Below are 22,300 nucleotides of genomic sequence, written 5' to 3'. Positions count from 1 at the left end.
AACACGCCGTGCCGAACCCCGACTCTTGACGCCCTTTCAGGCGGGCATTAACAGCATGCAACATAGCGTCCCTTGGGCAAAATTGATAAACCGTTAACCAAATCATCATTTTTCGGCCCGCTCGAACCCGGGCCGCAGTGCATGTTTTTACCGTGTAGTGTCACTTTAACCTGAAAACCTGCCTAATGTTACGCGTTATCCCCCACGCATCAAGCAAGCCCGGTCGAATAAACCCATGAGCAGACAGCACTTGTTCCAGGCCGGTTCCGTAACAATTGATTTTTGCTGTGTTTACGCGCCATAGTAGTGCCCACTTTCGCCCAAGCCGCACTGCACAGGAAGCATCATGTCAGATCAAGAGGTTAACAATCTCAACGTTCTAGCTCAGGACGTCTTGACCACGCCGGACGCGTTGAAAGCCGCCGTTCCCCTTACCGAGCAAGCGGAAAAAACCGTCATCGAAGGCCGCCGCGTCATTCAGAACATTCTGGACGGCAGCGACCCGCGCCTTTTGATGGTCGTAGGGCCGTGTTCGATCCACGATGTCGACGCCGCGCTCGACTACGCGCGCAAACTCAAAAAACTTGCCGACGAGGTCAGCGATTCTCTCTACATCGTGATGCGGGTCTACTTCGAGAAGCCGCGCACCACTGTGGGTTGGAAAGGATTGATCAACGACCCGCACTTGAACGACTCCTTCGAGATCGACGAGGGGCTTCACATTGCGCGCAAACTGCTGGTAGAACTTGCTGAGCTCGGCCTACCCCTGGCCACCGAAGCGCTCGACCCGATTTCACCGCAGTACCTGCAGGACTGCATCAGCTGGTCGGCGATCGGTGCGCGCACCACCGAATCCCAGACCCACCGCGAGATGGCCTCGGGCCTCTCCTGCCCGGTCGGCTTCAAGAACGGCACCGACGGCAGCCTCGATGTCGCCATCAACGCGCTGGAGTCCGTGGCCAACCCGCATAACTTCCTCGGCATCAATCAGGCAGGCCAGGTGGCGATCATCCGCACCCGCGGCAACGCCTACGGCCACGTGGTGCTGCGCGGCGGCAACGGCAAGCCCAACTACGATAGCGTTAGCGTCGCACTGGCCGAGAAAGAGCTGAGTAAAGCAAAGCTTTCGGCCAACATCATGATCGACTGCTCCCACGCCAACTCCAATAAGGACGCGGCGCTCCAGCCGCTGGTGCTCGAAAACGTCACCAACCAGATTCTCGAGGGCAACACCTCGATCATCGGGCTAATGGTCGAGTCGAATCTGGGCTGGGGCAATCAGAAATTGACCAGTGACCTGAGCAAGCTCGCCTACGGCGTCTCGATCACCGACGCCTGCATCGACTGGGATACCACCGAAGATGCACTCAAGAGAATGAACGCCAAACTTGCCCCGGTGCTTGCCAAGCGCGGCTGAGCCGGACGGCCAGTAGATACAAGAACGCCCCGCCATCGCGGGGCGTTCTTGTGTGCAGCGGGCTAGGCGCTGATCTCGCGGCGAAACGGCGGCAGCGCATCGAGCAGCGCCTGACCGTAGCGCCGGGTGATCACGCGCCGGTCGAGCAGCGTAATGGTGCCCTCGTCGCTCTCCTTGCGAATCAGCCGGCCGCAGGCCTGAACCAGCTTGATCGACGCGTCCGGTACGCTGATGCGCATGAACGGATTACCGCCCTGGCTTTCGATCCACTCGGCAAGCGTGGCGCCCACCGGGTCGTCCGGTACCGCGAAAGGCAGCCGCGTGATCACCACGTGGGTCAGGTAGTGGCCGGGCAAGTCGATGCCTTCGGCAAAGCTTGCCAGACCAAAGATGATGCTGCCTTCGCGGCGGTCCACCGCTGCGCGGTGGCGCTCGATCAGCTCGCGTTTGGGCAGCGCGTCCTGGGCGAGCACGCGCTCGCGAACGTCAGCCGGCAGCGCCTTGTCAACGGCCCGCAGCTGAGCGCGAGAAGAGAACAGCACCAGCGCCGCCTCGCGCGCGCCAAGCTTGCTTACGAACTCGACGATCGCGCGCTCGTGGCCTTCACGGTCGCTCGGATCGACGGCCTCTCGTGGCACCTTGAGCACCGCGTTGGCGTAGTCAAAGGGGCTCGGCAGCGCCTGGTAGCGGTAGCGATTGGCAAGCCCGGCGCGCTCCTGAAGCCGCTCGAAACGGCCAAGCGCGGTGAGCGTGGCCGAGGTCACCACCGCCCCGTGGCAGCGCCCCCACAAATGTTTGGCCAAGGTATGCGCCGCCGATACCGGGCTTGCCGAAAACTCGATCTCTGCCTCGCCCCCGACCCGGTAAAGGCTGATCCAGCGGGCGCTGGGCGGGACGTTCGGCGCGTCCTGCTCGCTCATGCTGTGCCACAGTGCGTGGGCGTCCAGGCTTCTCCCGTGCAGTAGCGCGACCAGGGGCAGCCAGCTTTCGGCCTGCTCGCGCGCAAGCCCGGTCTGCTTGTCCGGGTCCAGGGTCTCGCGCAGGATGTCGCTTATGCTTTCGAGCGTGCGCGACAGCGTGGCGAACTGGGTCACCAGCTGGCTCGCCTGCTCCCTGAGCGCCTCGGGCAGCTGCCCCTTCTCGAAACGAAACTGATGCTGGCTCTCATCATCACCGATGCCGCGTTCGCGCCCGGCCAGCTGATGGCCGAGGCTATACACGTCGCCCAACGCCGGCTCGAGCCCGCGCAAAAGCTCCGGCAGCCCCGCCAGCAGCCGCGCGATGGTCGGCTGAACGCCAAGGCCCGTGTTGAGCTCGCTCAAACTCGACTTCAGCGTACCGAGCCAGCGCAGGCAGCCGTTGACGGCGAAGCGGTGGGCAAAGTGGGAAAGCGCCTTGTCCGGCAGGTGGTGGCCCTCGTCGAAGACGAAGATGCACTCCGCCGGGTCCGGCAGGATTGCGCCGCCGCCAAGGGCCAGGTCCGCCAGCACCAGATCGTGGTTGGCCACAATGATATCGGCGTTTTCGAGCTCGCGACGCGAGCGAAAGAACGCGCAGGCGCCGAAATGGCCGCAGCGCCGGCCGGTGCACTGGCGATGGTCCACGGTTAGCCGGCGCCAGTGACCATCCTCGATGGTCGTGGGCCAGTTATCGCGATCCCCTTCCCAGCGGCCGCTGCCGTAGGCTTCCGCCATATCGGTGGCGAGCACCGTGAAGTCGCTGCCCTGCTCGGCCAGCGACTGCTCGAACAGTGAAAGCGTCGGATTGGGCTCGACGCCTTCGAGCGCCTGGTCCAGGCGCGCCACACAGACGTAGCGCCCGCGCCCCTTGGCCAGGGCGTACTTGAACGAAAGCCCGCTGTGCTCAGCCAGCGCCGGCAGGTCCTGATTGAGCACCTGCTCCTGAAGCGCCACGGTGGCGGTGGAGACGATCAGGCGCTTGCCGCGGGCCTTGGCTACCGGTAGCGCCGAGATCAAATAGGCCAGCGTCTTGCCGGTACCGGTGCCCGCTTCCAGCACGCAGACGTGCTCGTCGCTGGTTCGCTTACCTTCGCTGTCGACCTTGATGTCGCCCAGGGTGCGGGCGATTTCGGCGATCATCAGCCGCTGGCCGTAGCGCGGGGTCAGCGACAGATTCTCCACCACCTGGCGATACGCCGTCTGAATGCTCGCCTTGAGATCGTCGTCCAGCATCGGGATTACAAGAGGCCTTCCGGCGGATGCTCGCAGGGCAGCTTGTCGCCGATGTAGCGTTCGATTTCCGGCAGCGAAAAGGCGTCCTCTTCACCAACGAAGCTGATCGACACGCCCTTGGCGCCAGCGCGACCGGTACGCCCAATACGGTGAACGTAGTCCTCCGGGTCTTCCGGCAGCGTGTAGTTGATTACGTGGCTCACGTCTTCGATGTGAATACCGCGACCGGCGACGTCGGTGGCGACCAGTACCTGGATCGCGCCTTCGCGGAACTCTTCAAGCGTCTTGATACGCTGGTTCTGCGGCACGTCGCCGGAGAGCATCGCCACGCTGACACCGGCTTTTCTCAGGGCCGAGTGGAGCTTGCGTACCAGGTCGCGGCGATTGCCGAACACCATCACGCGCTCGAAGCTTTCCTGTTCGAGCAGCTTCACCAGCAGGCGCTGCTTCTCCTCATCGGAGACGAGATAGACGCGCTGGTCAATGTCCGCCTGGTTCTCGACGGTGACCTCGATCTCGACGTGGGCCGGGGTTTGCGTCCACTGGCTGGCAAGATTGAGAATGTCGTCGGTGAAGGTGGCCGAAAACAGAAACGTCTGGCGCTCCTCTTTTTTTGGCGTGTAACGAATGATGCGCTTGACGTCGGGAATGAACCCCATCGAGAGCATACGATCGGCTTCGTCGAGTACCAGCACCTCGACCTCGGAAAGGTCGATGTCGCGCTTTTGATGAAAATCGAGCAGCCGCCCGGGCGTGGCCACGAGGATATCGACCTTCTCGCTGACGCTTTCGCGCTGGGCCTGGTACTCCATGCCGCCAACGACGCTGGCAACGTTAAGGTCGGTGAAGCGCGCAAGCGCCCTGGCATCCTTCTCGATCTGCAGCGCAAGCTCGCGGGTGGGCGCGATGATCAGCGCCCGCGGCGCGCCGGGCTTCTGGGCGTTGGGCGTGGGCTCTTCGAGAAAATAGGCGAGCACCGACATCAAAAACGCCGCGGTCTTGCCGGTGCCGGTCTGGGCCTTGCCCACGATATCGCCGCCCAGCAGGGTCTGGCGCAGCGCCTCGGCCTGAATGGGCGTGCAGTACTCGAAGCCCTGAGCGTGGATGGCGCGCATCAACGGCAGCGGCAAATCGAAATCATGAAAGCGCCACTTGCCGGCCACGGCGGGCACCTGAAACTGGCGAAGGTCCCAGCCGGACTGACGACGACGCGGCTTGCGGCGGCGACGCTTGGGCTTGCGGTTCTGGGCCGATGCTGTGGTCTGTTCCGACTCGCTCATAGGCTTTCTATCTGTCCATTACGGTGGATGTTAGGCATCACGACGCGCGTAGTGTATCACAGGCACAAGCATTGGAGCGTTGCACGCTGTTCAGCCCCCGCGGGCCTGTTAGAATGGCGGCCAAACCGATGAAGGAGCGCGACATGACGCGTAAGAAAAAGACCCGCTCGCTGGCGGACAAGGTCACCATTCGCACTGGCCGGCGCAAGGATTACAAGAAGTGGCGCAAGGAGAATCCTGACCAGGTCGCTCCGTCGCGGCGCTTCGTGGCGAAAAAACAACAGCAGCGCAAGCTCCAGGCAGTGCGCAAGCTCGCCCGCGAACAAAGCGGCCAGACGATCGAGATTCACCCGGATAAAAAGCCCGAGCCAGCGCCCGGAGACGACACCTGATGCGCCTGGTTTCGTTCAACATCAACGGCATTCGCGCGCGGCTGCACCAGCTCCAGGCGCTGATCGACACCCAGGCGCCGGACGTGATCGGCCTGCAGGAAACCAAAGTGCAGGACAGCGAGTTTCCGCTCGAGGACGTCGAGGCGATGGGCTACCACGTCTTTTATCATGGCCAGAAAGGCCATTACGGCGTGGCAATGCTCACCCGCCAGGCGCCAAAATCGGTCTCCTACGGCTTTCCCGACGACGACGAAAACGCCCAGCGGCGCATGATCGGCGTCACGCTCGAGGATGAGCACGGAGCGCCGGTCACGGTCTACAACGGCTACTTCCCCCAGGGCGAAAACGTCGACCATCCGGTCAAGTTTCCCCATAAGGAGCGTTTTTACCAGCAGCTTGGCGCGCTATTGAAAAGCCACGCGCCCGAGGAGCGCCTGGCGATCATGGGCGACTTCAATATCTCGCCGGAGGATCAGGATATCGGCATCGGCGAGCCCGCAAGAAAGCGCTGGCTGCGTGAAGGTAAGGCCAGCTTTCAGCCCGTCGAGCGCGAATGGCTCGAGGGCATCAAGAGCTGGGGGCTCACGGACAGCTACCGGATCTGCCACCCGGACGATGCCGAACGTTTCAGCTGGTTCGATTACCGCTCCAAAGGGTTCGACCGCGAGCCCAAGCGCGGGCTGCGCATCGACTACATCCTCGTAACCCGGGCGCTGGCCGAGATGACGACCGGTGCCGGCATTGACTACGACCTTCGCGCCATGGAGCGCCCTTCGGACCACGCGCCGACCTGGAGCGACTTCTCGCTGACGCTTGCCTGATTCGCCTGTTTCATTACCCTGCTTCAGCGCAGGTTGGCAAGCCAGGCGTCGACTTCGTTATCGCCGAGCGCCTGGGCCGTTTCCCAGGCGCTTTCGGCGCGAGCCTCCTCCCCCCAGGCGTAGGCGAGCTGGCCGTAGCGGCGCCAGTCTTCACTCTGCTGGCTCGCTTCGGCCAGCGCCTGCCAGGAGTCCAGCGCTTTCTCGATTGCCCTTGCTTGATACCAAACCTGAGCCAGCCGCCTCAGGGTAGCTTCATCGTCGGTAAGCCGCCCCTCTTCAAGCGCCCTTTCCAGGTGCTCAGCGGCGCGGGCCGGCGTGCCGCCGGCCAGGTGCAGCTCGACCAGCGTGTCGAAATCCTCATTGCTGTCGAAAATACCGAGCTGCCAGGCGGTCTCCCAGAGACCGGCGGCCAATCCTGCCTGCCCCGCCTGCTGAGCGAGCCCGGCGGCCTGGCGCCAGGCGTTGCTTCCGCTTTGCTCGCTCAAGTCCTCGACCAGCCAGCCAAGCGCCTGCTCGCCGCGCCCAGCGCGGCGCATCACGCCGAGCGCCAGTGCCTGGCGGGCGTCACTTTCCGGCTCACCCTCGGTCAGAAGCGGTGTCAACCGCTCGGCAGCGGCTTCCCACTGAGCGTCGTCTGCCAAAAGTCTTACCAGCTGCCAGCTCATGTCGCGGTCGCTTTGATCATCAAGCCACTGCTGGTAAAGCCCGATGGCCTGAGCGCGCTGGCCGGCGGCGCGACGAAGCTGGGCCTCCTGGCGCAGCCATCGGCTCGCCTGCTCGGCGCCCACACTCGAGCGCGACCGGGCGCGCTCCAAGCGGTCGGCGGCGGCGCTGTTCTCGCCCTGGCGGGAAAGCGCCCCCGCCGCCAGCTGGTCGTAAAGGGCGCTGGCCCACTGATCCGAGCGGTTCCCGCTTTCGAGCCGTTCGGCCTGACGTTGAGCGCGTTCGATCACGCTTTCGAGCGCCTGTTCGCCTTCGGCGCTGGCAAGCGAGCCCTGCAGCGCATTAAGATCCTGAATGATATCGCCGGGCAGCGGTGCATCGGCCTGGGCCAGCGCAGCCCAACTGCTGAATACGATAAGCGCGAGACGTTTCATGACTACCTCAGCTGAAAGTCGATGCGCTGCGTGGCACGACGCAGCTGTGAATCCGGCTGAAAGCGCCAGCTGGCGATGGCGCTTCGCGCCGAATCCTCGAACACGCGCCGCGGCTGCGCGTTGAGAATCTCGATGCTGCTGGCGTCCACACTGCCATCGCGACGAATAATGAAGCGGACCTCGACGAAGCCTTCCATGCCCCGGCGCTGAGCGCGGCTCGGGTAGACCGGGTCGGTCTTGCTCGTTGCGGCGACCTGGCCCACGTTGACCGGTTCGTTGGAGACCGGTGCTTCGACCTGCGGAGCCGCTTGGGTCGGGGCCGGTGAGGGAGCGGGCGTCGGGGACGGCGCAGGTGCAGGCTCTGGCGAAGGCGCCGGCTGCGGTGCGGGTTCGGGCGTCGGCTCCGGAACGAGCTCCGGTTCCGGTGCGACTTCGGTCAGCTCCGGCAGATCGCTGTCGAGTTCGACGGGCTCCAGCGGCTCGTCGGGTAGCTCCACTTCCGGCAGCGCGATGGCGCTTTCACTGCTTACCGCAGGCTCGGGTGTCGGCATCGGCGGCGGCTGGACGGCGGTGGGCGGCGGCGCATCCGCGGGGGCGGCGACTTCCGGCTCCGGCGCGACCTCCGGCGCTTCGACCATGCTCATGGCCATGGTCAGCTCCGGCTCTTCCAGCGGCTGCTCGGGCGGCGTGACCAGTAGCGCCAGGCACCAGAAAAGCCCGATCGCCAGCGCGGCGCCGGCGAGCAGCGAAAGCAGTCGACGAATCATCGCGCGCTCCGGCTCGCGGCGACGGCCACCTGATCGACACCGGCCTGCTGGAGGCGGTCCATGACCTCGATCAGAAGCCCGGTCGTCGAGTCGCGATCGGCCTGGATGACCACCGAGCCGTCGGCGCTCAAGAGCCCCGACACTTCCTGGCCAACGCTGTGCAAATCGACCGGGCGACCGTCGACCCACACCGCCCCTTCCGGCGTGACCGCCACCAGTACCTGGGCGTCCGGACGCGGGCTCGCCGCGCTCGACTCGGGGCGCTCGATTTCGATGCCGCTTTCGTTAATGAAACTGGTAGTGACGATGAAGAAAATCAGCATGATGAACACCACATCGAGCATCGGCGTCAGGTTGACGTCGGTGTTGTCCGCGGCACTTTCCCGGGAGTGACGTCTACGCATCATCGTTCTCCAAAGTACGGTTCTCCAAAGCGTGGTTCTCGAGCGCACGCGCCAAACGGTCGTGAAGGCGCTGATCTTCACGGCGGATGACGTGCTCCAACCGGCTGATGAACAAGAGTCCGACCACAGCGATAGCCATGCCCGTCAGGGTTGGCAGCGTTGCCCGCGCCACGCCGTCGGCCATCGCACGCGCCTGCTGGGTATCGCTGTAGGTGAGGCTATCGAATACGGTGATCATGCCGGTCACGGTGCCCATCAGCCCCAGTAGCGGGCAGAGGGCGACCAGCAGTTTGAGCCAGGGCAAAGGCCGGCGCAGCCGAGCGACCAGCGCATCGGTCCACACCAGACGCAGGGTGCGCGCGCTCCAGCTGCGGTGATCCTCACGGGCGGTCCAGCGTTTGATCAGCTGACGCCGGGCGCGTCGCCAGGTGACACGGTAGTACCAGAAGCGCTCGATCGCCATGGCGAACACCACGACCGCCACCAGGGCCAGTACCACCAGCACGATTCCGCCCGCCTCGATCAGCCGCTCGACGGGCTCGAGCCAAAGAGGAAGCGTCGGCATTCAGCTCACCACTGCGCCGCGATGAGCGGTCTGCGCTTCGAGATGATCGGCAAGAGTCGCGCTCGCTTCGCCTTCGATCACCTGGGTCAGGTAGCGGCTGCGACTCGAAAGCGCGGTCTGCGCGAACAAAAGCGGCACCGCGGTGACCAGCCCCAGCACCGTGGTGACCAGCGCCTGGCTGATACCGCCGGCCATCAGCTGCGGGTCGCCGGTGCCGAACACGGTGATCGCCTGGAAGGTGACGATCATACCGGACACGGTACCCAGAAGGCCGAGCAGCGGCGCGATGGCGGCAAGCAGCTTGACCATCGGCTGGCCGCGCTCGATGCGCGGGAGCTCGGCGAGCACCGCCTCGTCAAGGCGCGCCTCCAGCGCCTCCGGTGTCTGATGCTTGTCCATCTCCTTGAAGCGGTTAAGCACGCGACCCAATGGGTTATCGTCTTTCGGTGCATCGAGGGTACGGCGCTGACGGCGGACCCGGGCGCTGACCACCCACAGGTAGAGATACTGAGCGAGGGCAACCAACAGGCCGATTATGCCAAGCATCGCGACCACGTAGCCCACGTAGCCCCCCTGCTGAAAACGCTCCCAGAGACTTGGCTGCTGGGTCAGCGCGGCGAGCACGCTGCCCTGGGACGGGTCGATGGCAAACTGGCGACTCTCGCCGTGGAAGTAGTCGCCGAGTACGCGCTCGATTTCATCGGGCGTGCGCGGCCGCTCGGAAACGGCGCCGCTCTCCTCTTCCACGCGTAAAAGCGCGGTGTCGGTAAAGGCGGCAAAATCGCCAAGGCGCACGATGTCCCGCGTCTCGATCTCACCGCCGGCATCGGCCACCGGCAGGGTCAGCCGCTCGGCGCGACCGGACGCCATGCTCAGTCCAGCCAGGCTATCCACGACTTCCTCGAGCTGGGTGCGCTCGAGAATATCGACGCCATCCAGGCGCGGCGGAAGATTCGTCTCGCCCAACGTCAGCAGGCTCTGCTGGCCCAGCTGATTGCGAACCTCGTCGCTCTGGCGAGTGAGCGCCGAGAGCAGCGACGAAAGCTCGTCACCCTGCTCGCTCTGGCGGCTGGCAAGCGTTTGCGCCTGTTCGGCCTGCGCCTGCTGCTGTTCTGCCAGCGTCTGCTGGAGGGTCTGCGCCTCGGCGTTGTCGGTGCGGGCCTGCTCGAGAGCCTGGTCCAGGGCCTGCTGGTCGTTCAACAGCGTTTCAAGGCGCGCCTGGTCGCGAGCTTCCGCCGCCTGGCGCGCCTCGGCAAGCGAGCCGGTTTGGGCCAGGGCGGCACTTGTCAGCAGGCTGCCCACCAGGGTGAGCGCGCCAAGGGCAAGCCGGCGTTTGGATAAGGATGCAATCATGACTGGCTTTCCTGCTCGGCGGTAATCGATAGCGGTAGGTAGAGAAGTTCGGGGGTGCGCTGTTCGTCGGCGATGCGCAGGGCGTTGCGCACTTCACGGCGCTCACGCTCGTCCAGCGCCTGCCACTGACCGCTTTCGAGATCCCATACCGCGCCTTCGCGTCCGTCCGGTGTCAGGTAATAAAAGCCGATACGCCCCACGCGTAGATACTCCACTTCCCGAGGGTTCTGCCCTTCCTGAGCAAGCCGCCCGCGCCAGTGGTCGATCGAGCGGCCGTAGTCGAGCTCGACTCGCCAGGCTTCAAGAAGCTGCTCGATGCGCTCGGCGCTACCGGCTGCCTGAGAATCCTGTACGCGGGCCAAGCGCTCATCGCGCAGAAAAGGAAGATCGTTTTCGATAAAGGTAACGAGCTGCTCGGTCATGTCCTGCTCGATCACCGGCAGTGCTGCACGGGTATCGCTGAGCGTATCCAGCGCGCTTTCCAGACGCTGCTGCCGCTCGGCCTCTTCGGCCAGGCGCGCGCTGGTTGAGGCATTGGCCGCCTGTAGCGCCCGGGTTTCGCGCTCGAGCTCTCTGAGCTCCTCAAGCGCCTCGCGGGTCTGCTCATCGGCCTCGTCGATCTGCGCTTGAATCGCCGACTGGCGCTGTTGAGCCTCTACCCCCTGCACCGCTTGATCGAGGGTTTCATCACTGGCGGCCAAGGGGAAACTAACTAACGCGCAAACACCGGCGCATCCCAGCGCGCTCAATAAAGGCCTTTTCAGCACGATACAACTCCGTTGGAGGTGAATGACAGCCGAACTGTCGTCGCGGCTCGGCATATAAGAACGATTAGCGTTTACTCGGTGCTGCATAGCCTACCACTAATAAAATAAATGACAATATTTATCATTAACATTCAGATAGTTTGACCGCGTTAAAAGTGCGCCATCCCCGGTCAGCGCGCAGCGCCTTTACGCCAGCCGCCGACGAGCAAATGAAAATATACGCAATAGAAACGAGAAATGACCCAGGGTCAGAAGAGCGAACTCAAGAAAGCAAGAACCCTGAAACAGCAAAGCGCCGGCGAATGCCGGCGCTTTATTTAAACCGGATAAGCTCAAGGCCTTCCGGTGGCTGACGAGTGCAATGCACTCGCCAGGCTACGAGTAGCTTAGTTCCACTCGTCCAGTTCTACACGACGGTTCTGAGCACGACCTTCATCAGTATCGTTGGTCGCGATCGGACGCTCTTCACCGTAGCCGACAGCGCGCATGTCGCTGGCAGGAACGCCGCGCTGGTTCAGGTAACGAGCCACGGACTCGGCGCGCTCCTGAGACAGCTGGAGGTTGTACTGGTTGGAGCCGACGGAGTCAGTATGGCCTTCGATGCTGACGCGAACGCCTTCGTTATTGACCAGACGCTCGGCAACGCCGTTAAGAACCTGCTGCGCTCCAGGCGTCAGCTGAGCGGAGTCGAACTCGAAGTTGACGTTCTGCAGCACGACGCTTTCCGGGCAGCCCAGCGCGTTGACTTCGACACCCGCCGGGGTGTTCGGGCACTGGTCACGGTAGTCCGGCACGCCGTCGTTGTCGGAATCGATCGGGCAGCCTACGGCGTCAACCTGAACGCCAGCCGGGGTACCCGGGCACTGGTCACGGTAGTCCGGTACGCCGTCGTTGTCGGAATCCAGCGGGCAGCCTTGTGCGTCAGTGGCCACGCCAGCAGGTACTTCGCCGTAAGTCGGGCACTGGGGAGCAACCGGCTCCGGAGTACGATCGGCGCACAGCAGGCCACCAATAGCCGCACCCACTGCAGCGCCGGTGGCGGCACCGCTCTCTTCGTCGGAGCTACCGCTAACGCCGTAACCGATGCCGCCGCCGATCAAGCCGCCCGCCAGACCGCAAACGGCAGGATGCTGGTACCAGCTGCGATCGCTGCTAGCGCTTGCCTGACCAGAGGATTGGGAAGCAGAGCTGGCACACCCGGAAAGGCCTACTACCAAAGCCGAGCCGATGAGCAAGCCTGTCGTTGATTTTTTCATGCAAGACTCCTTCTTGATCCAATGCTAACGAGGTCGATTAACCACGTTCGTCCAATGCTTCTTATATAACGAGAGCATCCGTTTTTCGTTTGACCAGTGTCTTGCGGGTAACCCCCGCACGCCCGATCGTTTTTGCCAATCAAGCCTGTCCCCTTCAAGACAAGCCGTAATGGCATCAATGCCGTGATATCAACTTCTTGCCAATACCGGCATATCCAGCATAGCAAAACTCTTGTAACCGACGCCAAGAAAAGTACGCTAACTTGCTCGACGCGTCCAGCGGTGAGTTTTGCGTGATCAGTGTAGAGCCGAAGCGCCCTTTGCACGCCATTCAAGTACCGCCTTCGCGGCCTCCAGTACTGCCGGACGCATTTCGCTTTCGACCTCCAGGCGCTCCTTGTCCTCGCGCATGCGATCGCGCGGGGTGAGCTGCTTTCTCGCGGAGTGGGTCTTCAAATGGCGCGTCCGGTTGTAAACCTCAGCGAAAGCCTGGAACTCGCTTCGCTCAGTCAGGCTGGGGTCGACGATCTCCAACAGCACCTTGCAACGCCAGCTGCCCTCGGTGATATCGACCTGCTCCTGAACCAGCGCACTTGCCACGTAGTCAAGATTTTCGAGACTGTTCTGCTGCGCGCGACGATCCTCTTCGAGGCGAAACGCTTCCCGGCGTTTGACCTCTTTTCTAAGAGTCAAGGCGTAAACCCCAAGCGCCACGACGATGGCCACCGCAGTCAGTAACAGTATCAAAGCCAGAATCGAATTCATGCACCTTCCTTGAAACCTGTGCTTGCAAAAACCTGATTTGTACCCGTCTTCGCCAGCAGCACTCAATAGCTATGCGAGAATTGTACACTCTATATAGTTGAATCAACCAACTTTATCGAGGAAAAGCCTTCAACGCGGCGACAGTGCCATTGACCGCCCGGTACTCGTATTCGCTTAGCTGACGCCAGCGCCACCAGGCAAAGCAAAAGCTTATCGAGAGCACCACGGCCCCGGCGGTGTGTAAAAGTGCAAGCCACAACGGTAGCCACATCAGCACGTTGGCCGCGCCCAGCGCCGCCTGGAGAAGGAAAGCGCCAAGGGTCAGCAAAAGTCCGCTCTTGACCGAGGCGGCGTGGCGATAGCGCCAGAGAAGTGCCAATAGCGAAAGCCCCAGCAACAGTGCCCCGAGCCGGTGAATGACCTGAATCGCCGTGCGCGCCTTGGCATGGAGCTGACCGTGCAGGTAATTGGGCCCCACGGTTTGGGTCAGGTGGAGCGCTTCGCTGAAGTCCATGGGCGGCCACCACTGGGCGTTGCAGGTGGGTATGCCCTGACAGGCAAGTCCGGCGTAATTGCTGGTCACCCAGCCACCAAACGCCAGCTGCATGACCAACAGCGCTCCAGCCAACCCCCAGAGAGCGGTAAGCGGGCGCCGCCGGAGCGGCTGTTGGCGCACGCTGCGGCGAACGCGCAGGTGAAGCCAGAAGAACAGCACCAGTACGGCGATGCCGCCCAGTAGGTGCATCGTCACGACCTGCGGCCAGAGCTTGAGCGTGACGGTCAAGGCGCCAAACGCCCCCTGCACCGCAATAGCTACCAGTAATACAACGTTCAAGCCCCACGGGTAGCCTTCAATACGGCGATACCGGCGACCCAGTGCGACCAGGCTCACCACCAGCGCGCCCAGCAGCGTGGCCATATACCGGTGAATCATTTCCATCCACGCTTTGGCGGGATCCAATGGCGCATCGGGGTGGACTAGCGCGGCGTGGTCGCTATCCGGCACCAGCAGGCGTCCGTAGCAGCCGGGCCAGTCCGGGCAGCCGAGCCCGGCATCCACGAGCCGCGTCCAGGCGCCGAGTAAAATGACGCAGGCGGTCAAGAGCGTACCCGCCAGCGTCAAGTATTCAAGCCATCGCAACCGTTTATCCATGGCGTCCTGCATCCTGTTTCATGTTTCCCTACTTGACTTGCGCTGCCGGTCGCTGACGCGATCGCGGTAATAATAGAGCGGTCCGTTTGACGCTGCTCCATGCTAGCAGGTCAAGGCCTGCTCCGGGACTGGTTCTGAAAAATGATACGGCCGGCGTACCCAGCTGCGCCTGCGCTATAGCGACTGACCCAAGCGCCCTCTTCTGCCCCCGCATCACTTTGAGCAGACAGTGAAAAAACGCTGCTATCGCCATAGGGGTGAGGCGCGAATTGGGCTATGCTGAACGTACCTGAAACCATCGCCCGAGCAGGTTGGGCAATCATGGGTGCTCGGTGCAACGGCGCAAGCCCATCGAGAACAACAGGGTGTTTCAGAGCCATACCTTTAAAAAAGTGGTTTTAAAAAACCACATCCTCAAGGGAGAGTTTAATGTTTCAACGCCGCTTCATTCTTTGCGCGTCGCTGGGCGCGGTACTTCTCGCCGGGCTTACCGGCTGCACGACCTATACCTGGCCCGATGGCTCTCAGGAAACCGTGATCGGCGTGGTGCCGGAAGATGAAAACCAGCGCTTCGAGGAGCAGCGCGCCGAGGGGGCTCGTTACCGTGTGCCCGGCGTGGCTTCCGAGCCGCCGCAGTAACGCGCCCGTGTCGACGGATTCGATCACGCTCGAGGCGCTAGCCCAGCAGGCGGCGCCCGCCTCCACCTACCTCGTCGAAATTCACGCGTTGGATAACGGCTGGTATGTAGTGAGACTTCATCTCAAAGATCATGCACTCGATCTGGTCGATCCTGCTGGCACCGCCCTTCGCTTTACCGGCACCCAGTGGGTCAGTCGGGCGCTCAAACCGCTGGGCTTCGATAACGCCGTGCTGACCCACTCGGATGTTCACGATGAAATGATCGGCGCACCGACTCAAACCATATCACCCGAAGAGCGCCTGGCCTTCGGCACGAGGGTGTCACTGCAAACCTGAAAACGCCCGCGCTCAGACGACGCCACACCCCTTGAGAATGACCCTTTCCAGAAATGCGATGACTTGTTCGATGTCGTCGTTTTCCAGCCGCTCGAGCCCCAGGATGGCGTTCACCTGAGCGCCGTACTCGGCGTAGTGCTGGGTAGACGACCAGATCAGAAAGATCAGATAGCGCGGGTCGACCGCATCCATCTTGCCCAGAACCGCCCACTGGCGGATCACGCTGGCACGGCTCTCGACCCAAACGCGCAGTTCGTCCTTCAGATAGCTCTCCAGAAACGGCGCCCCGGCGAGAATTTCTGCCGCGAACAGTCGCGAGCCTTCCGGGTAGCGCTGCCCCAGCATCATTTTGGTGCGAATGAAGCGCCCCAGCACCTCTCGGGGCTCGCTGTCGGGGGTAATATCCTCGAGAACTGCGTTCCAGCGGCGCATCATGCGGCCCAGCAGTTTCTGGTAAAGCGCCTTCTTGCTCTCCATGTAATAGAGCACGTTGGCCTTGGGCAAACCGGCGCGGTCGGCGATCATTTGAAGACTCGTTCCGCGATAGCCGTGCAGGGCGAAGGCGTGTTCGGCGGCTTCGAGTATCGTTTGCTCGAGCGCCTGACGCCCGGTTGTCTCTCTCGGGCGTTGCCGGGTGTTGTCCATGAAGCTCCTTGACGTTACTAAATGCCGGCCAGCGAGGCTCAAGCGCACTAAAAATGGGCATTTGAGCACCATCGTGAGGCGCTCAACAAAGCCTTGCATCGCGAAATATTTTAACCCAAGCTCTAGCATATTGACCGATCGGTCAACACATAAAAATAGAGGGGTGGCCATGACTAGCGTCGATTTCATTCTCAACGGCGTAGTGACGCAGTGCGAGGTGTCGCCGGATACGAGCGTGCTGACGCTACTGCGCGAGCAGCTGGGCCACACCGGCACCAAGGAGAGCTGCGCCTCTGGTGATTGCGGTGCCTGTACCGTCGCGATGCGTGATGCCGCCCGCCCTGATGCCCAATTTTCGAGCCTCAATGCCTGTATTACGCCGGCGCACCAGCTTCAGGGCCAACTGCTGGTCACGGTGGAAGGACTCGAACAAAATGATACGCTGCACCCCGCCCAGCAGAGCATGATCGAGTGCCACGCCAGCCAGTGTGGCTTCTGTACGCCGGGCATCGTGATGTCGCTTTTCACCCTGCACGAGGAAGCACCAACGCGCGCCCCGTATTCGAGTGACACCCTGGAGGCGGCGCTTGGCGGCAACCTGTGTCGCTGTACCGGTTACCGCCCGATTCTCGATGCGGCGTTGGCTATGCAGTCACACGCCTGGCAGCCGCCGGCCTGGTTAGGCGCGTCGACACAGGCTACATCTTCGGCGGATTGTGCTACTCATGTAACGACCCAGGCGCCCTTCTTCGCTCGCCCTGAAGCGCTCAGCGAGCTGGTCGAGCTTCGCCGTCGCTTTCCTGATGCCCGCCTTGTAGCCGGTGCCACCGACCTTTGGCTCGAAACCACCCAGCAACTTGCCGAGCTCGATCAGCTGATCGACGTGACCCGGGTAGCCGAACTCCGCGCTCTCGACGAGGGGTCGTACCAGCAGCAAACGGGCTGGTGGGTGGGAGCCGCCGTCACTTACACCGAGCTCGAGCCACTGCTGGCGCGCCACTTTCCCGCCTTCGCCCATCTGCTGGAGCGCCTGGGATCGCGCCAGATCCGCAATCGCGGTACCCTGGGCGGCAACATCGCCAACGCCTCTCCCATCGGCGATACGCCGCCGGTGCTGATGGCCCTGGGCGCACGAATCGAACTGGCCGGGCCTGCGGGCGTTCGCACGCTGGCGCTGGACGAGTTTTTCATCGACTACAAGAAGACTGCGCTCGAGCGTGACGAGGTGCTAAGCCGCGTGTTCATTCCCGCTCCCGTTGAAGGCGCGACGCTGCGCGTCTGGAAGCTCTCCAAGCGCCGTGAGGATGATATATCCGCCGTGCTCGGCGCATTTCACTACGTCATCAGGGAAGACGTGCTGACCCAGGTACGGCTCGGCTTTGGTGGTATGGCCGCCGTTTCCAAACGCGCCACCCGCGCCGAGGCTGCTCTGGAGGGCCAGCCGATCTCGAAAGCGAGTTTTCAGGCCGCGCAGCGAGCGCTGGCTGAGGACTTCACGCCCATGAGCGACGTGCGCGGAAGCCGGCACTACCGCGAGCAGGCGGCGGCGAATCTACTCGAGCGGCTCTATCTTACGCTCAGCGCTCCCCACCAGGAGGTGATGCTTCATGCGTACGCTCACTAAACTCGATCGCGACAGCCGTCACGCTCGGCGCGAACTCGACGACCACATCAAGGGCTCGGGCCCCTTGGCGCGCCATACCGTGGATAGCCATGGCCGCCGCCAAGCCGGCTCATCGAGCTTTCACGAAAGCGCGCGCAAGCACGTGACCGGCAAGGCGACCTATATCGACGATCTCAAGACACCGGCGGATGCGCTTCACGTTGCCCTCGGCCTTTCGCCGGTCGCCTTCGGCACGCTGACCCGGCTCGACCTCGAGGCGGTTCGCACCGCACCCGGCGTGGTGGACGTCATCACGGTTGCCGATGTGCCGGGACATACCGATATCGGCCCGGTGTTTCCCGGCGACCCGATCTTCGTTGAGCGCGAGGTGAGTTACGCCGGTCAGTGTCTGTTCGCCGTAGCGGCCACCTCTTATATGGCGGCGCGTAAAGCCGCCAAGCGAGCAAAAATCGAAATCGACGAGCAGCCCGCGCATCTGGACCCGATCGCAGCGGTCGAACGCGGTGAGCTCGTACGCCCAACCCACGTGCAGGAGCGCGGCGATTGGCGCGCGGCGCTAGAAGGTGCAACGCACGTCATCGAGGGCGCGTTGTTCGTGGGCGGTCAGGAGCATCTTTATCTCGAAGGCCAGGCCTGCGTGGTACTTCCCAGCGAAGATGAAGGCGTGGTGGTACACACCTCCAACCAGCACCCGAGCGAAACGCAGAAGCTCGTGGCCGAGGTGCTGGGTATCCCCTTCCACGCGGTAACCGTCGAGGTGCGCCGCATGGGCGGTGGCTTTGGCGGCAAGGAGACCCAGGCTTCCCCCTGGGCGTGTATCGCGGCGATCATCGCACGGCGTACCGGCCGCGCCACTCGCCTTCGCCTGCCGCGCAGTATCGACATGCAGGTAACCGGCAAACGCCATCCGTTTCACAACCGCTACATGCTTGCCATCGACGAGCGAGGCGTGATCCAGGGCGGTGATATCACCGTCATCGGTGACTGCGGCTACTCGCCGGATCTGTCCGATGCGATCGTCGACCGGGCGATGTTTCACGCCGACAACGCGTACTTCCTGAACGCGGCGCGCGTAACCGGCCACCGGGCGAAGACCCATACTGCCTCGAACACCGCGTTTCGCGGCTTCGGCGGCCCCCAGGGGATGATGGCGATCGAGGCAGCGATGGACGACATCGCCCGGCGCGTGGGCGAGGATCCGCTGACCGTGCGCAAGCGCAATTTCTACCGCGAAGGGGCTGACACGACCCATTACGGTCAGCGGGTCGATCAGACCGCGCTGCTACAAACTCTCGTGGCCACCCTGGAGCGCGACAGTAACTACTGGGCTCGCCGAGAGCATATCAAGGCTTTCAACCGCGCAAGCCCCGTGATCAAGAAGGGCCTTGCGCTGACGCCGGTAAAGTTCGGTATTTCTTTTACTGCGCAGCACCTGAACCAGGCCGGCGCGCTCTTGCACGTCTATACCGACGGCAGCGTGACGATCAACCACGGCGGTACCGAAATGGGCCAGGGCCTGCACACCAAGATCTGCCAGGTCGTCGCCCGAGAGCTGGGCCTCGATCTCGACGATGTGCGTATCACCGCCACACGTACCGACAAGGTCCCCAACACCTCGCCGACGGCCGCCTCGAGCGGCGCCGATCTCAACGGTATGGCGGCGCGAGATGCTGCCAGCAAACTGCGCGAACGGCTTTTTGACTTCGCCGCGGCCCACTTCGATGGCGGGCTGGACCGAGAAGGCATGCGCTTGGAAGATGGCCAGCTGATCGCAGGAAGTGGTGAGAGCGAGTACCGCCTGGCCTGGGGCGAGCTGGTGCAAACCGCCTACCTGAACCGGGTATCGCTTTCGGAAAAGGGCTTTTACGCCACTCCGCTGATTCACTACGACCGCGCTACCGGCCAGGGTCGGCCCTTCTACTACTACGCCTTCGGCGCCGCCGTTTCCGAGGTCAACGTGGATACGCTCAGCGGCGAGTACCGGGTCGAGCGTGTCGACGTACTCCACGACGTGGGCGACGCCCTCAACCCGGCAATTGATCTTGGCCAGGTCGAAGGCGGCTTCATTCAGGCCATGGGATGGCTGACCAGCGAAGAGCTGAAATGGAACGACAAGGGAGTACTCACAAGCAGCAGCGCCGCGACCTACAAGATTCCCACCTTTGGCGATCTGCCGCCGGTCTTCAACGTCAAGCTGATGGAGGGTCACCCCAACTCCATGGCGAGTCTCTACCGCTCCAAGGCGGTGGGCGAGCCGCCTTTCATGCTCGGCATTAGCGTCTGGTCGGCGCTTCGCGATGCGCTTTCGAGCCTCACCGATTACCAGAGTTCTCCCGTGCTCGACACTCCCGCCACACCGGAGCGGGTCATGCTCGCCGCTCAAGCCATTCGGTCGAAAGCGCTGTGACAGCTATTGAGATCATGACCTGGCACGCCGCGCTCGACTACCACCAGCGCCATGGCCTGGCGCACGTGCTTGCCACCCAGGTCACCGCCCAGGGCTCGACGCCGCGCGAGCCCGGTGCACGCATGGTGGTTACGCTCAACCGCGTGTTCGACACCCTGGGTGGGGGTACCTTCGAGTGGCAAACCATCGATGCGGCCAGGCGCTATCTGACCGAGAACCGCACGGGGTTTCACCTCGAAGCGTTCTCGCTCGGCGGGCGCAGCGGCCAGTGCTGCGGCGGCTTCGTCAATGTCCTGCTGGAAGTCTTTGCCGAGGCGCCCACTACCCTTGCCGTATTCGGCGCGGGGCATGTGGGGCGCCACGTTATCGCGCTTAGCGCACCGTTTGGCTGGCAGCGCTACTGGTTCGATAGCCGCCCCGACGCCTTTCGAACGGCCCCGGATGACGCCCGGCTGACGTGCTCGCCGCTCGAGGATATTCGTCTGCGTGTGGCGTCGCTTTCACCGGGTAGCCACGTTCTGGTGGTGACCCATAGCCACGACGAGGATTATGCGCTGATCGAGGCGCTGATCGAGCGCAACGATCTCGGCTCGATCGGGCTGATCGGCTCCGACAGCAAGTGGGCGAGTTTCCAGGCTCGGCTGCGGCGCGCCGGTTGTTCGTCGGCGCAAATCGCGCGGATTCGCTGCCCGATCGGCGTTATCAACGGCGCCAAGTCATCCAACAAGGCGCCCTACGCCATCGCACTGAGCGTGGTCGCAGAGCTAGCCGCACTGAGCGATACGCCCCAGCAAACCTCCACCCGCGGGCTCGACGGTGCGCCGCTTCGCGCGCTTTTCGACACCGCCCGCACCAGCTGAAGTGACTCGATAGTGACCAACGATATTTTCATCCGTGCCGAGCTTTTGAGCTTCTCCGCCAACCCGGGCCACGATGTTACCCCTGCCAAGGGCAGCGTCGTGCATTTCGAGAACGGTCTTCTGTGGCTCAAAGGGGGGAATATCCACGCCCTGGGGCCCTTCGATACGCTGGTCCACGAGCTGCCCGCCGATGCCCACGTGCTCGATTACAGCGACAAGCTGATCATGCCCGGCTTTATCGATAGCCACGTTCACTACGTGCAGCTCGATATCATGGCCTCCTACGGTCGTCAGCTGCTCGACTGGCTCAACGAATATACCTTCCCCGAGGAGTGCCGCTTTCAGGACCCCGAGCACACAAGGGCGCTCTCCGAGGCGTTTTTAGACGAGATGCTGCGGGCGGGCACCACCACCGCCCAGGTATTTGGCTCGAGCCATCCGACTTCCATGGAGGCGTTCTTTTGCGCCTCTCAAGCGCGCGGGCTGCGCATGCTGGGCGGCAAGGTGATGATGGATCGCAACGCGCCGGATGCGCTGCTCGATGGCGCGAGTGGCGTGGCCGACACCGAGCGGCTGATCGCTGACTGGCACGGGCGCGACCGATTGGGCTATAGCGTCACACCGCGCTTTGCGCCGACCTCCACCCAGGCGCAACTGGAGGCGGCGGGCGCGATACTCAGAAACGACCCGACCCTCTGGTTGCAGACACACCTGGCCGAGAACAAGGGCGAGCTTGCCTGGGTATCGGAGCTGTTCCCCTCTTCACGAGACTACCTGGCCGTTTACGAACAGACAGGTCTCGTCGGCCCTAAAAGCACCTTTGCCCACGGCGTTCATCTCGATGACAGCATGCGCGAGCGGCTGGCGAGCCAGGGCGCTAATATCGCTTTCTGTCCGAGCTCAAACCTGTTTCTGGGCAGCGGCCTTTTCGATCGCGAAGCGGCCGAGCGGCTCGGCATGGCGTTTACCTACGCAAGCGATATCGGCGCCGGCACGGATTTGACCGGGTTTGCCACACTCAAGAGTGCCTACCAGGTCGGCCAGCTGAGCGGACAACCCCTGACCGCCTGGCAAGGGCTGTACGGGCTGACCCTCGGTAACGCTAAAACGCTTTCGCTGGATCACGCGATCGGCCAGCTGTCCCCCGGGCTCGAGGCGGATTTCGTCGTCATCGATCTCGAAGCAACCGCGCTTCTGAGCCGCCGTATCAAGCGTTGTACCACGCTAGCCGAGCGCCTCTTCGCGCTGATGATGCTTGCTGACGATCGCGCCATCTTCGAGACCTGGGCGAACGGCCGCTGTCAGCATCGGCGAGATGGTGAATGGTAAAGCGTGAATCGTGAATCGTGAATCGTCAGAAGGCTGCCGGGGCGGGCCGAAACGTCAGGGCCCGGGACGGAACGAGGGTCGAAAGGGCGTGTGGGAGGGCGCTTCAGCGCGCGAATGGCACCGTCAGGTGCCCTGGCGGGGCCGCCCGTCGCGAGCGAAGCGCCCTCCCACACCCTTCACACAATCCCTTTCCCGTACCTGCCTTCCACGGCCCCTTTTCACACACGCAT

21 protein-coding genes are annotated in these 22,300 nt (G+C 63.0%); 9 read left to right on the top strand and 12 right to left on the bottom strand.

The features are described from left to right. Nucleotides 1–346 precede the first annotated feature (346 nt). Nucleotides 347–1,417, top strand: coding sequence for a 3-deoxy-7-phosphoheptulonate synthase (locus ACGK9R_RS04510; protein ID WP_394578645.1), 1,071 nt, complete (start codon nt 347–349; stop codon nt 1,415–1,417). 62 nt (nt 1,418–1,479) lie between these two features. On the opposite strand, the gene dinG is transcribed toward ACGK9R_RS04510, so the two are convergent. Then, a complete protein-coding gene (gene dinG / locus ACGK9R_RS04505; RefSeq protein WP_394578643.1) occupies nt 1,480–3,609 on the bottom strand; it encodes an ATP-dependent DNA helicase DinG in 2,130 nt (709 codons plus the stop codon). 5 nt (nt 3,610–3,614) lie between these two features. Next, entirely contained in the window at nt 3,615–4,889 is a 1,275-nt protein-coding gene (gene rhlB, locus ACGK9R_RS04500; RefSeq protein ID WP_394578641.1) for an ATP-dependent RNA helicase RhlB, read from the bottom strand. Between the two features lie 143 nt (nt 4,890–5,032). Here rhlB and ACGK9R_RS04495 point away from each other — a divergent pair, with 143 nt between their 5' ends. Both ACGK9R_RS04495 and xthA read left to right on the top strand, forming a co-directional pair. Beyond that, nucleotides 5,033–5,281 (top strand): hypothetical protein, encoded by a 249-nt coding sequence (locus tag ACGK9R_RS04495; RefSeq protein ID WP_394578639.1) that lies wholly within the window; start codon nt 5,033–5,035, stop codon nt 5,279–5,281. Continuing rightward, nucleotides 5,281–6,102, top strand: a complete 822-nt coding sequence (xthA, locus tag ACGK9R_RS04490) for an exodeoxyribonuclease III (RefSeq protein WP_394578637.1) — start codon at nt 5,281–5,283, stop codon at nt 6,100–6,102. The genes ACGK9R_RS04495 and xthA overlap by 1 nt, the downstream gene beginning before the upstream one ends. 23 nt (nt 6,103–6,125) lie before the next feature. Here the strand turns inward: xthA and ACGK9R_RS04485 are convergent, their stop codons facing one another. From ACGK9R_RS04485 to ACGK9R_RS04445, 9 genes are all read right to left on the bottom strand, one after another. Further along, complete coding sequence (locus ACGK9R_RS04485) at nt 6,126–7,199, bottom strand: tetratricopeptide repeat protein (protein ID WP_394578635.1); 1,074 nt, start codon at nt 7,197–7,199, stop codon at nt 6,126–6,128. A gap of 2 nt (nt 7,200–7,201) precedes the next feature. Then, the gene (locus tag ACGK9R_RS04480; protein WP_394578633.1) at nt 7,202–7,966 is read right to left on the bottom strand and encodes a TonB family protein; all 765 of its coding nucleotides are present in this window, start codon (nt 7,964–7,966) and stop codon (nt 7,202–7,204) included. Continuing rightward, nucleotides 7,963–8,370 carry an ExbD/TolR family protein gene (locus ACGK9R_RS04475; protein ID WP_394578631.1) on the bottom strand — a complete coding sequence of 136 codons (408 nt, stop codon included), beginning with the start codon at nt 8,368–8,370 and terminating at the stop codon, nt 7,963–7,965. Before ACGK9R_RS04475 ends, ACGK9R_RS04480 begins: the two co-directional genes overlap by 4 nt. Next, entirely contained in the window at nt 8,363–8,935 is a 573-nt protein-coding gene (locus tag ACGK9R_RS04470) for a MotA/TolQ/ExbB proton channel family protein (protein WP_394578629.1), read from the bottom strand. The genes ACGK9R_RS04475 and ACGK9R_RS04470 overlap by 8 nt, the downstream gene beginning before the upstream one ends. Continuing rightward, nucleotides 8,936–10,288: a MotA/TolQ/ExbB proton channel family protein gene (locus ACGK9R_RS04465; RefSeq protein WP_394578627.1), complete on the bottom strand. Its 1,353-nt coding sequence runs from the start codon at nt 10,286–10,288 to the stop codon at nt 8,936–8,938. After that, entirely contained in the window at nt 10,285–11,055 is a 771-nt protein-coding gene (locus ACGK9R_RS04460) for a DUF3450 domain-containing protein (RefSeq protein WP_394578625.1), read from the bottom strand. The genes ACGK9R_RS04465 and ACGK9R_RS04460 overlap by 4 nt, the downstream gene beginning before the upstream one ends. 386 nt (nt 11,056–11,441) lie before the next feature. Beyond that, entirely contained in the window at nt 11,442–12,311 is an 870-nt protein-coding gene (locus tag ACGK9R_RS04455) for an OmpA family protein (protein WP_394578623.1), read from the bottom strand. A gap of 297 nt (nt 12,312–12,608) precedes the next feature. Beyond that, complete coding sequence (locus tag ACGK9R_RS04450) at nt 12,609–13,076, bottom strand: DUF2489 domain-containing protein (RefSeq protein ID WP_394578621.1); 468 nt, start codon at nt 13,074–13,076, stop codon at nt 12,609–12,611. Between the two features lie 112 nt (nt 13,077–13,188). Continuing rightward, nucleotides 13,189–14,229: a heme A synthase gene (locus tag ACGK9R_RS04445; RefSeq protein WP_394578620.1), complete on the bottom strand. Its 1,041-nt coding sequence runs from the start codon at nt 14,227–14,229 to the stop codon at nt 13,189–13,191. 429 nt (nt 14,230–14,658) lie between these two features. Between ACGK9R_RS04445 and ACGK9R_RS04440 the strand changes: the two genes are divergently transcribed. Both ACGK9R_RS04440 and ACGK9R_RS04435 read left to right on the top strand, forming a co-directional pair. Further along, entirely contained in the window at nt 14,659–14,868 is a 210-nt protein-coding gene (locus tag ACGK9R_RS04440) for a hypothetical protein (RefSeq protein ID WP_394578618.1), read from the top strand. Between the two features lie 7 nt (nt 14,869–14,875). Further along, the gene (locus ACGK9R_RS04435; protein ID WP_394578616.1) at nt 14,876–15,205 is read left to right on the top strand and encodes a DUF6482 family protein; all 330 of its coding nucleotides are present in this window, start codon (nt 14,876–14,878) and stop codon (nt 15,203–15,205) included. 12 nt (nt 15,206–15,217) lie between these two features. Here the strand turns inward: ACGK9R_RS04435 and ACGK9R_RS04430 are convergent, their stop codons facing one another. After that, a complete protein-coding gene (locus tag ACGK9R_RS04430) occupies nt 15,218–15,850 on the bottom strand; it encodes a TetR family transcriptional regulator C-terminal domain-containing protein (RefSeq protein ID WP_394578615.1) in 633 nt (210 codons plus the stop codon). Nucleotides 15,851–16,019: 169 nt separating this feature from the next. Between ACGK9R_RS04430 and xdhA the strand changes: the two genes are divergently transcribed. From xdhA to guaD, 4 genes are read left to right on the top strand one after another with little or no spacing between them, the layout of a single operon-like run. Then, nucleotides 16,020–17,474 (top strand): xanthine dehydrogenase small subunit, encoded by a 1,455-nt coding sequence (gene xdhA, locus ACGK9R_RS04425; RefSeq protein ID WP_394578613.1) that lies wholly within the window; start codon nt 16,020–16,022, stop codon nt 17,472–17,474. Continuing rightward, entirely contained in the window at nt 17,458–19,881 is a 2,424-nt protein-coding gene (xdhB, locus tag ACGK9R_RS04420; protein ID WP_394578611.1) for a xanthine dehydrogenase molybdopterin binding subunit, read from the top strand. Before xdhA ends, xdhB begins: the two co-directional genes overlap by 17 nt. Nucleotides 19,882–19,895: 14 nt before the next feature. Beyond that, nucleotides 19,896–20,741 carry a xanthine dehydrogenase accessory protein XdhC gene (gene xdhC / locus ACGK9R_RS04415; RefSeq protein ID WP_394578609.1) on the top strand — a complete coding sequence of 282 codons (846 nt, stop codon included), beginning with the start codon at nt 19,896–19,898 and terminating at the stop codon, nt 20,739–20,741. Between the two features lie 9 nt (nt 20,742–20,750). Further along, the gene (guaD, locus tag ACGK9R_RS04410; protein WP_394579723.1) at nt 20,751–22,070 is read left to right on the top strand and encodes a guanine deaminase; all 1,320 of its coding nucleotides are present in this window, start codon (nt 20,751–20,753) and stop codon (nt 22,068–22,070) included. The last annotated feature ends 230 nt before the right edge of the window (nt 22,071–22,300 follow it).

The organism is Halomonas sp. HNIBRBA4712, from assembly GCF_043558675.1.
GTDB lineage: Bacteria > Pseudomonadota > Gammaproteobacteria > Pseudomonadales > Halomonadaceae > Vreelandella.
The sequence above is the reverse complement of the archived record's forward strand: the minus strand, read 5'-3'. Positions and strand labels throughout refer to the sequence as shown.

What these genes read in the sequence shown, in the direction of transcription:
- ACGK9R_RS04465 (WP_394578627.1), bottom strand. Translation starts at nt 10,288, where the DNA reads ATGATTGCATCCTTATCCAAACGCCGGCTTGCCCTTGGCGCGCTCACC.
- ACGK9R_RS04475 (WP_394578631.1), bottom strand. Translation starts at nt 8,370, where the DNA reads ATGCGTAGACGTCACTCCCGGGAAAGTGCCGCGGACAACACCGACGTC.
- ACGK9R_RS04510 (WP_394578645.1), top strand. Translation starts at nt 347, where the DNA reads ATGTCAGATCAAGAGGTTAACAATCTCAACGTTCTAGCTCAGGACGTC.
- ACGK9R_RS04470 (WP_394578629.1), bottom strand. Translation starts at nt 8,935, where the DNA reads ATGCCGACGCTTCCTCTTTGGCTCGAGCCCGTCGAGCGGCTGATCGAG.
- xdhC (WP_394578609.1), top strand. Translation starts at nt 19,896, where the DNA reads ATGACCTGGCACGCCGCGCTCGACTACCACCAGCGCCATGGCCTGGCG.
- ACGK9R_RS04450 (WP_394578621.1), bottom strand. Translation starts at nt 13,076, where the DNA reads ATGAATTCGATTCTGGCTTTGATACTGTTACTGACTGCGGTGGCCATC.
- ACGK9R_RS04440 (WP_394578618.1), top strand. Translation starts at nt 14,659, where the DNA reads ATGTTTCAACGCCGCTTCATTCTTTGCGCGTCGCTGGGCGCGGTACTT.
- dinG (WP_394578643.1), bottom strand. Translation starts at nt 3,609, where the DNA reads ATGCTGGACGACGATCTCAAGGCGAGCATTCAGACGGCGTATCGCCAG.
- ACGK9R_RS04430 (WP_394578615.1), bottom strand. Translation starts at nt 15,850, where the DNA reads ATGGACAACACCCGGCAACGCCCGAGAGAGACAACCGGGCGTCAGGCG.
- ACGK9R_RS04495 (WP_394578639.1), top strand. Translation starts at nt 5,033, where the DNA reads ATGACGCGTAAGAAAAAGACCCGCTCGCTGGCGGACAAGGTCACCATT.
- xdhB (WP_394578611.1), top strand. Translation starts at nt 17,458, where the DNA reads ATGCGTACGCTCACTAAACTCGATCGCGACAGCCGTCACGCTCGGCGC.
- ACGK9R_RS04480 (WP_394578633.1), bottom strand. Translation starts at nt 7,966, where the DNA reads ATGATTCGTCGACTGCTTTCGCTGCTCGCCGGCGCCGCGCTGGCGATC.
- ACGK9R_RS04445 (WP_394578620.1), bottom strand. Translation starts at nt 14,229, where the DNA reads ATGGATAAACGGTTGCGATGGCTTGAATACTTGACGCTGGCGGGTACG.
- xthA (WP_394578637.1), top strand. Translation starts at nt 5,281, where the DNA reads ATGCGCCTGGTTTCGTTCAACATCAACGGCATTCGCGCGCGGCTGCAC.
- ACGK9R_RS04485 (WP_394578635.1), bottom strand. Translation starts at nt 7,199, where the DNA reads ATGAAACGTCTCGCGCTTATCGTATTCAGCAGTTGGGCTGCGCTGGCC.
- xdhA (WP_394578613.1), top strand. Translation starts at nt 16,020, where the DNA reads ATGACTAGCGTCGATTTCATTCTCAACGGCGTAGTGACGCAGTGCGAG.
- rhlB (WP_394578641.1), bottom strand. Translation starts at nt 4,889, where the DNA reads ATGAGCGAGTCGGAACAGACCACAGCATCGGCCCAGAACCGCAAGCCC.
- ACGK9R_RS04455 (WP_394578623.1), bottom strand. Translation starts at nt 12,311, where the DNA reads ATGAAAAAATCAACGACAGGCTTGCTCATCGGCTCGGCTTTGGTAGTA.